At 59.6% G+C, this 9,112-nt stretch carries 6 protein-coding genes; 5 read left to right on the top strand and 1 reads right to left on the bottom strand.

Annotated elements, in window-relative coordinates:
* From J7394_RS21805 to J7394_RS21785, 5 genes are all read left to right on the top strand, one after another.
* Nucleotides 1-1,053, top strand: a 1,053-nt coding sequence (locus tag J7394_RS21805; RefSeq protein ID WP_209256072.1) for an ATP-binding cassette domain-containing protein, incomplete at its 5' end; no start/stop codon positions are given.
* Nucleotides 1,046-2,956, top strand: coding sequence for an ABC transporter substrate-binding protein (locus tag J7394_RS21800; RefSeq protein WP_209256071.1), 1,911 nt, complete (start codon nt 1,046-1,048; stop codon nt 2,954-2,956). The genes J7394_RS21805 and J7394_RS21800, both read left to right, overlap by 8 nt.
* 14 nt (nt 2,957-2,970) lie before the next feature.
* Nucleotides 2,971-3,999, top strand: a complete 1,029-nt coding sequence (locus tag J7394_RS21795; protein WP_209256070.1) for an ABC transporter permease — start codon at nt 2,971-2,973, stop codon at nt 3,997-3,999.
* Nucleotides 3,996-5,150, top strand: coding sequence for an ABC transporter permease (locus J7394_RS21790; RefSeq protein ID WP_209256069.1), 1,155 nt, complete (start codon nt 3,996-3,998; stop codon nt 5,148-5,150). Before J7394_RS21795 ends, J7394_RS21790 begins: the two co-directional genes overlap by 4 nt.
* The gene (locus tag J7394_RS21785) at nt 5,147-6,490 is read left to right on the top strand and encodes a CoA transferase (RefSeq protein WP_209256068.1); all 1,344 of its coding nucleotides are present in this window, start codon (nt 5,147-5,149) and stop codon (nt 6,488-6,490) included. The genes J7394_RS21790 and J7394_RS21785 overlap by 4 nt, the downstream gene beginning before the upstream one ends.
* A gap of 186 nt (nt 6,491-6,676) precedes the next feature.
* On the opposite strand, the gene J7394_RS21780 is transcribed toward J7394_RS21785, so the two are convergent.
* Nucleotides 6,677-9,034: a mechanosensitive ion channel family protein gene (locus tag J7394_RS21780; protein WP_209256074.1), complete on the bottom strand. Its 2,358-nt coding sequence runs from the start codon at nt 9,032-9,034 to the stop codon at nt 6,677-6,679.
* Nucleotides 9,035-9,112 lie beyond the last annotated feature (78 nt).

The raw sequence follows: 9,112 nt of genomic DNA, 5'->3' as shown, positions 1-9,112 counted from the left end.
GCCCCCATCCTCACCGCCCCCGCGCATCCCTATACCAAGCAGCTGTTCGACGCGGCCCCGGCCATTCCGGATCAGGACGCCGTCGGCATTCCGATGCCGGACGAGGACCTAATCCTTCATATGAAGGGGGTCTCCAAAACCTATACGATGCGGTCCAGCAAGGGTTGGCAGGCGGACAAACAGATCCATGCCTGTCGCGGCGTCGACCTGAAGCTGGCACGTGGCAAGACACTGGCGATTGTCGGCGAAAGCGGCTCGGGCAAGACCACCGCCGCCCGGATTGCCCTAGGTGCTGAACTTCCAGACCCCGGCGGAGAGGTTCTGTTCTGTACCGCCCAAGGCGAAGACCCCATCCCGGTTCATCAGATGACCCGCGCCCAACGCACTGCGTTTCAACGCAAGGCGCAGATGGTGTTTCAGGACCCTTATAGCTCACTCAGTCCACGAATGCGCATTCAGGATGCGATGACCGAGCCGCTGGAAATCCATCGCATCGGTTCTGTCTCCGAGCAACGCGATAAGGCCGCCGAGATGCTGCAACGCGTGGGGCTGAACTCGGACATGCTGAAACGCTATCCGCATGCGTTTTCCGGCGGGCAGAGGCAGCGCCTTTCTATCGCCCGCGCCATGATGCTGGACCCGCAGTTGATTGTCTGTGACGAACCGACCTCGGCGCTGGATGTCTCGGTTCAGGAACAAATCCTGACTTTGTTGGAGAACCTGCAGGACAGCCTGAATCTGTCCTATTTCTTCATCTCTCACGACTTGGCCGTCGTGGCTCGCATCGCTGACGAAGTCGCCGTGATGCGTCGGGGGCTGATTGTCGAACAAGCCCCGCCCGAAACACTCTTCTACAATCCGCGCCATCCATACACCAAGGCGTTGATTGCCGCTCAACCAGAACCCGACATTAACCGCCCAATTGACCTGCAAATGGTCTCTTTGGGTGCCGGCGCGCCGGACAGTTGGGATGAGGCCTTTCGTTTCTCGGACACCGTGATACCTTCGCTGGTGGAATTGGAACCGGGCCATAAGGTACGTTGCCATGTTTAAGACCACTCGCCCTTTGATCCTGGCCGCCACTCTGGCCTTTGGCTGGACGCTGCCTGCACTGGCCGATGTGCCGGTTCCGCAAGAGAGCAGCTTTTGGTCGGCTGAAGTGAATGCGGGCGATCTGCCTCCGGTTTCTGAACGCCTGCCCAAAGATCCTCTGGTGGTGGATCTGGCCGCGAAGGGCCGGGAATTCGGCACCCCCGGCGGCACGATGCGGACCATGGTGACCCGGTCCAAGGATATCCGCCAGATGGTCGTCTATGGTTACGCCCGGTTGGTTGGGTTTGACGAAAATTACAATATCGTGCCCGACATATTGGCCTCGTTCGACAATGACGGAAACCGCAAGTTCACTCTGCATTTGCGCGAAGGTCATAAGTGGTCAGATGGCTCGCCGTTTACCTCCGAAGATTTCCGGTACTGGTGGGAAGATGTTGCCAACAACGAGCTCCTCAGCCCCTCCGGACCGCCTGATTTTCTGATCGTCGAAGGCAAGGCCCCAACCGTCTCTTTCCCGGATGAGACGACAGTGATCTACGAATGGGATGATCCGAACCCGGATTTCTTGCAAACCCTGGCACAGGCCCGCCCGCCCTTCATCTACCGTCCGTCGGCTTTTCTGAAACAGTATCACGAAAACTACGTCGACCCTGAGGATCTGGCCGCGCAGGTCGATGATGCCCGCGTCAAAAGCTGGGCGGCTCTGCACAACAAACTCGACAACCTCTACAAGTTCGACAACCACAAGCTGCCCACGCTTCAGCCTTGGCTGAACGCAAGCTCGGGCAAGAAGATCCGCCATAACTTCGTGCGCAACCCGTACTACCACCGCATCGACTCCAAAGGGGTGCAACTGCCTTATATCGACGTGGTCGAGATGGAGATCGTTGCCCCTGGGCTGGTGGCCGCAAAAACCAATGCGGGCGAGACCGACCTGCAGGGGCGTGGTCTGGCCTTCCGAGATGCCTCGATCCTGAAAAAGGGTGAGGCGGTTGGCAACTATAAGACATTGCTCTGGAAAACCGGTGTTGCCTCACAGATCGCAATCTACCCGAACCTGAACTACGCGGATGAGGTTTGGCGGGATGTGCTTCGAGACGTGCGCGTGCGCCGCGCCCTGTCTTTGGGGATTGATCGCAAGACGATCAACCAGGCGCTTTACTTCAAGCTGGCCAAGCCGGGGGCGATGTCGGTGCTGCCCGCCTCTCCTTTCTACAGCGAGGACAACGCGCAGGCCTGGGCGCAGTACGATATCGACATGGCAAATGCCCTGTTGGATGAGGCCGGGCTTGATCAACGAGATGGCAGCGGTATCCGTCTGCTGCCAGACGGCCGCCCGATGGAGTTGATCATCGAAACCGCAGGTGAGCGGCAGGAGGTCGAAAACGCCCTGCAGATCGTCACCGACACATGGCGTGAGATTGGCGTAGATCTGGTGATGCGCCCGTTGGATCGCGATATCCTGCGCAACCGGGTTTTTGCAGGCAACACCATGGCTTCGGTCTGGTTTGGCTGGGATGACGGGCTTCCTCAAGTCCACACCTCACCCGCCTATCTGGCCCCGACGGATCAGGTGTTTCTCGCCTGGCCAAAATGGGGACAGTACTATCAGACCGGCGGCGAAGTGGGTGAGGCCCCCGACATGCCAGAAGCTGAGCGCCTGATGACTTTGGCCCATGACTGGGAAATCGCCACCACGGATGAACAGCGCGCTGCCGTCTGGACCGAGATGCTGGAGATCCACGCCGACCAGCTATACGCCATCGGTATTCTGAACGGCGCACCGCAGCCTATTGTCGTCTCGAACCGTTTGCACAACGTCCCCGAGCAGGCCATGTGGGCATGGGAACCCGGCGCGCATTTCGGCGTCCATCGCCCGGATGAGTTCTTTTTGGTCGACTGAGCAGGAGCAGCTAAATGGTCATGCTGCGCTATGCGGTCTATCGCTTCTTCACGATGCTGCTGACACTGTTGGTGGTCTCGGTTCTGATATTCGTCATCATCAACCTGCCGCCCGGCGACTATCTGAGCAATCAGATCGCCGAGCTTCAGGCCTCAGGCCAATCCGCCGGTGTCGCCAAGGCCGAATTTCTGCGGGCCGAGTACGCCTTGGACCGTCCCATGTGGGAGCAATACCTGATCTGGATGGGCTTCTGGCCCGGCCCCCACGGCTTCGAAGGTCTCCTACAAGGCAATTACGGCTGGTCTTTTGAATTCGACCGACCCGTCTCTGACATCGTGGGCGATACGCTTTGGCTCACCGTTGTGGTCAATCTGGCCGCGATCCTGTTCGTTTACACCGTCGCCCTGCCCTTGGGCGTGATCGCCGCCGCGCGGTCGCGCACGTGGATCGACTATACCTCGGCCTTTGTCGGCTATCTGGGTCTGGCCACGCCGAACTTTTTGCTGGCGCTGATCCTGTTCTACTACGGGCATCAATACTTCAACCTGCCTATTGGCGGCCTGATGGACCCGAAATTCGAAGGCGAACCGATGAGCTGGGACAAGCTGAAATCCATCCTTGTCCACCTGATCGTGCCGACCTTTGTCATTGGCACCTCGGGCGCGTCGGCCATGATGCAGCGCCTGCGCGCGAACATGCTGGACGAGCTGGGCAAACCCTATGTTGAGACAGCCGTTGCCAAGGGCATGGCCCCATCGCGGATGCTGACCAAATATCCGTTGCGCGTGGCCTTCAACCCGTTCGTCGCCGACATAGGGAACCTGCTGCCCTCAATGGTGTCCGGATCGGTTCTGGTTTCGGTCGTGTTGGGCCTGCAAACCATTGGCCCTACCCTGTTGACGGCGCTGAAAACGCAGGACCAGTTCCTGTCGGCATTCATCCTGATGTTCGTGGCCCTGCTGACCCTGATCGGCACCATGATCTCGGACATCCTGCTGGTCATGCTCGACCCGCGCATTCGGTATGAGGGGCGAGACGCATGACCCAACGCCCCGAAGATCGCTATGTCGATGACGCGCCGTTCGACCCGCAGGCCTCGGTCCAACAACTCGAGCGCGCCGATCTGGACGCCCCGAACTGGGTGCTGGTCTGGCGCAAGTTCCGTACGCACAAGCTGGGCCTGATCTCAGGCGTCTTTCTGCTGCTGTGCTACCTGATGCTGCCCTTTGCAGGCTTTATCGCCCCTTACGGCCCCAATGACCGGAACGGAGAGCACCTCTACGCCCCGCCCCAGTCGATCAACTGGTTCCACGAGGGGGAGTTCATCGGGCCCTATGTCTACCCCATCACGGCTGAGGCGGATCTTGAGACCTTCCAATGGAAGTTCATTCCAGACACCGAGGATCCTCGTCCGATCAAGTTCTTCTGTGAAGGCTCCGAGTATCGCTTGGCCGGGTTCATCCCGTCTGACACGCATCTGTTCTGTGCTCCTGATGGCGCGACGCTGTTCTTATGGGGCTCGGACCGACTGGGCCGCGATATCTTCAGCCGCATCCTCTATGGGGCGCAGCTATCGCTGACCGTTGGCCTGATTGGTATTTCGGTATCGTTCTTCCTTGGTATCCTCTTCGGCTCGATGGCCGGATATTTCGGAGGGCGCATCGACTGGACCATCAATCGCGTGATCGAAGTCCTGCGATCCCTACCCGAACTTCCGCTCTGGCTCGCCTTGTCCGCCGCGGTACCCTCGAACTGGAGCCCCGTCGCGGTCTTCTTCATCATCTCGATCATCCTTGGCATTCTCGACTGGCCCGGCCTCGCCCGATCCGTTCGCGCCAAATTCCTGTCCCTGAGGGAAGAAGAATACGTACGCGCAGCCGAGATGATGGGCGCAAGTTCTGGCCGGGTGATCCGAAAGCACCTGCTACCGAACTTCATGTCCCACCTGATCGCGTCGGCCACCCTGTCTATCCCGGCGATGATCTTGGGTGAAACCGCACTGTCCTTCCTCGGCCTCGGCCTGCGTGCGCCTGCGGTCAGTTGGGGCGTGATGCTGAACGACGCGCAGAACCTCGCCTCGATCGAGATTTACCCGTGGACGGCCATTCCGATGCTTCCCATCATCGTCATTGTGCTGGCCTTCAACTTCCTTGGCGACGGGTTGCGCGACAGTCTGGACCCCTATCAGCAATGAGCCTGCTGTCCTCTCTTCCGGCGGCCAACAGCTATCGCACCACCGGCGAGGGAACTTTGCCCAGCGCCTTTGCCGTCTCCGAGCTCGCAACCGCCAGCTTCGCAGCCGTCGGTCAGGAGCTGGCCCGATACATGGCCGCCGCAAACCTGTCACCAACCGCGCCAGAGGTCACGGTGGATCACCGCCTCGCCTCGCTCTGGTATCACTATTCCTTCAAGCCCGATGGCTGGGAGATGCCCAGCCTGTGGGACGCCATCGCAGGCGACTACCGCGCTTCTGACGGCTGGATCAGGTTACACACAAACCTGCCCCACCACCGCGCTGCCGCCCTGAAAGTTCTGGGCACGCAAGCCGACCGGGAAGCGGTTTCTCAGGCGCTTCGCAGCTGGGCCATCGCTGACCTCGAAAGCGCTGTTGTGGCCGAGGGCGGCGTCGCAGCCGCCATGCGCAGCCGCGCCGAATGGTTGGACCATCCCCAAGGCCGCGCCGTCAGCCGCGACCCTTTGATCAGTTGGCAGAACCCACGTCGAATCACTCTACGAGACCGCCCGGCTGCAACAGCCGAACGCCCGCTTGCCGGCTTGCGCGTCCTAGACCTGACCCGCGTTCTGGCGGGCCCCGTCTCAACCCGCACATTGGCCGGATTCGGCGCGGATGTGCTACGCATCGACCCTCCGGGCTGGGATGAGCCGGGCGTTATTCCCGACATCTCACTGGGCAAACGCTGCGCCTACCTGGACTTGAAGTCGACCGAGGGCCTGACCCACCTGCAAGACCTTTTGTCACAAGCAGATGTATTCATCCACGGGTACCGCCCCGACGCGCTTGAGGCTCTGGGGCTTAGTAAAGCAAAGCGTGACGAACTTGCCCCCAACCGGGTCGAGGTCACTCTGGACGCCTATGGCTGGCAGGGCCCTTGGGCCACACGCAGAGGGTTCGACAGTCTGGTTCAGATGAGCGCAGGTATTGCTCATGCGGGGATGGAATGGGCCAACGCCGAGAAACCCACTCCGCTGCCGGTTCAGGCTCTGGACCACGCGACCGGATACCTGATGGCAGCCGCAGTTCTTTCTGCACTGGCCGAGGCAGCCTCAGGTAACTCAATCATGCACGCCCATCTATCTTTGGCGCGCACCGCCGAGTTGCTGGCCATTCTTGGCAAAACCGACACAGGGCAAGACGCGATCACGGCCAACCAATCTGACTATAGCGAAAAGACCGAACAGTCAGGATGGGGGCTTGGCCACCGGCTAAAATCCGCACTGACCATTGGTCAGACGGTGATGAGGTGGGACTTGCCCGCCCCACAACTGGGTACATCCGAGCCAACCTGGCCCTGACGCGCCAACCGCCGCGCGGCACGCGCGGCCCAACGCTTTGGAAGGCGTCTCGCAAGAGACGCAGCCCAAAGGGGCGGGAGGACCGCCCACAGCGTTTTGCGTTTTGTCTGAAACAAAGCTATCGAGATGCGCGTTCGACCGCAGGGAGAGGCAGCGTATTTCGATTCAAATCAAACGCAAAGCGATCTAGCGGTCGTCGCCGCCCGGCCCGATATCGTCCAGATAGTCCTCGTCAATCGCGGCCTGCACCGCGCCGGTCACTGCCTCGCGCTGTTTAGGTGTCAGGTCTTCGGCTTCTTTACCATCAGCTAGGCGAACGGTCACTTCACGATGGGCGAACTTGATGCCTTCGCGAGCAAACAGTTCTCGGATATCCTGATACACCTTCTTGCGCACCAGCCACTGATCGCCCGGCTTGGTCATGAATTTGACCCGGATGATCATCGCCGAATCCTGCATCTCGATCACGCCCTGCGACTTCAAGGGCTGGATGAAGTTGCCTCCAATCACCGGATCGCTCAGCAACTCCTGACCCAGTTTCTTGATCAGCTTCCGCACCTTCTCGACATCCGTGTCATAGGTCACGCGCAGAGGTAGCTTCATGATCACCCAATCACGCGAATAGTTGGTCAGAACTTTGATCTCCCCAAAGGGAATGGTGTTCAACGCCCCCAGATGGTGGCGCAGTTGGAACGAGCGGACCGAGATTTTCTCGACTGTCCCTTTTACATCCCCAATGTCGATGTATTCCCCTTTGCGGAACGCATCATCCAACAGAAAGAACGCTCCCGAAAAGATATCGCGTACCAAAGTCTGCGACCCGAACCCGACAGCCAGACCAACCACACCGGCACCTGCGAACAGAGGGCTGACGTTGATGCCCAGCTCCATCAAAACGATCAACACAATCGTCACGACAACGACCGCCAGGATCGCCCCGCGGAACAAAGGCAACAAGGTGGCCAAGCGGCTCTGACCGCCTTCACCGCCTTCATCGCCCAGCTCGACCTCGGAGCCGTCATCGGATTCCTCGGCAATTTTGCTGTCGATCCAGATGCGGAAGAAATTGAACAGGATGTAGCCGATGAACAGGATCACCATCACGTCCAACGCGCGCCCGATCGGCAGATCCTCGCTCCAGCTGGCATCCGGGTTCCAGATCACCACCAGCGCGTAGCTGCCCACGACAAAGGCCAGTATGCCAGCAACCCGGCGGGCCAGATCCTCATAGGTCAGAATGGCGTGCTTGCGTTGTACCGCCTCGGGCGAGGGTGCCTCTGCCTCGATCTCTGCCTCGGCGTTGATCTGTTCGATCTTGCGGTTGCGATCGAAATAGCGCTCCAGCAGATAGTTCATCGCGCCATAGGCCACGACAACCGACATGAAGATCGCATAGCTGCTGGCAACAATCGGGACCGAGTTGTCATTCTCCAACACCAGATCTACGGCCAGTTTGCACCAGCTGAAGGCGATGTAGACGATCAGCACCGGGGCCCATGCGAACGAGATGAACCGCAAAATCCATGACACCTGACCGGGCGCGCGGCCGCCCCTGATCGCGTTCGAGATCGCCCCCGCGTTGAACAGGATCATCAGAACATTCAACAGCGCACCAAACAGGGTCAAGCACCCGTAGACCAGGGCGTAGACATTGTAGTTCAGACCGAAATCCGCCACCCAAGTGGAAAACAGAACGACCGAAACGTCATAGGTCGCCACCGCCGATGCCCAGATATACAGCCGCTTGGCGTGGCGGTCGGAAAAGGGCGGCAGGCGATACTGGCTCAGGTAAGGTGACAGCACCATCCGCCACAGGTCCGAGATCGTGCGGGACAGGAAAAAGGCCGTGAAGATCGCGGTCACGGTAAACTGGATCGAGATATCTTCGGCCTCGCCAAAGAACAGATAGCCCACGATCAAGGCCATCAACATGGCAAAGATCGTGCCACCGATCCCCATCACGAAGCGGTACACGAGAAACGGCATCTTCTCGCGATAGCCCTGCGGGTTCTCCTTGATCCGTGCCACGACCCAGCGTTTGGCGATCCGTTTGCCGTAGATCTCGGTTGAGAGCCACCGCCCCAATAGCAGGAAGAGGATGTTCCAGCCCAGAACCTCGACATAGGTCTGGATACGGCCATCCGGACTGGTCTGGCGTAGAACGTATTCCACTTCGAACACGGAATAGGGCAAAGCCTCTAGGCGCGACTGGACCGACTCACGGAACTTGGTGAAACGCGCCTGCGTCCGCATCAGTTGCGAGGCCTCGGCCATGGGGTCAGCCTCAGCCGGTTCCGCGTCGGGCTGCTCACCCGCGGCCGAGACCAGATTGCCCGAACTATCGATGACGATGACACTGGCACCAGCCTCGGTGGCGGTGCGGATCGCGTCGGCGAGATCACTTTCGTTGGTTGCAGTCTCTTCCGTTGCGGAACCCGAGCCATAGCCCGGTATCAGCGCGGTCTGCGCCGCCACACTGGCTGGAAATGCCGACAACAGAGCCCAAAATGCCAAAAGCGTCGCGGCCAGAAAGTTCGGTTTCATAGGGTCTTGCATCCAATTTCATTACTAGCGCACACCGTACAGAACCTGTTGGCCCTGTTCAAATCCTCCCGCCAGCGT

The sequence above is a fragment of the Ruegeria sp. R13_0 genome (genome assembly GCF_017743995.1).
Lineage (GTDB): Bacteria > Pseudomonadota > Alphaproteobacteria > Rhodobacterales > Rhodobacteraceae > Ruegeria.
This window is presented reverse-complemented; position numbering and strand designations above follow the sequence as displayed.

Excerpts from the sequence above, each read along its gene's own strand:
- J7394_RS21795 (WP_209256070.1), top strand. The coding sequence starts at position 2,971 with ATGGTCATGCTGCGCTATGCGGTCTATCGCTTCTTCACGATGCTGCTG.
- J7394_RS21800 (WP_209256071.1), top strand. The coding sequence starts at position 1,046 with ATGTTTAAGACCACTCGCCCTTTGATCCTGGCCGCCACTCTGGCCTTT.
- J7394_RS21785 (WP_209256068.1), top strand. The coding sequence starts at position 5,147 with ATGAGCCTGCTGTCCTCTCTTCCGGCGGCCAACAGCTATCGCACCACC.
- J7394_RS21780 (WP_209256074.1), bottom strand. The coding sequence starts at position 9,034 with ATGAAACCGAACTTTCTGGCCGCGACGCTTTTGGCATTTTGGGCTCTG.
- J7394_RS21790 (WP_209256069.1), top strand. The coding sequence starts at position 3,996 with ATGACCCAACGCCCCGAAGATCGCTATGTCGATGACGCGCCGTTCGAC.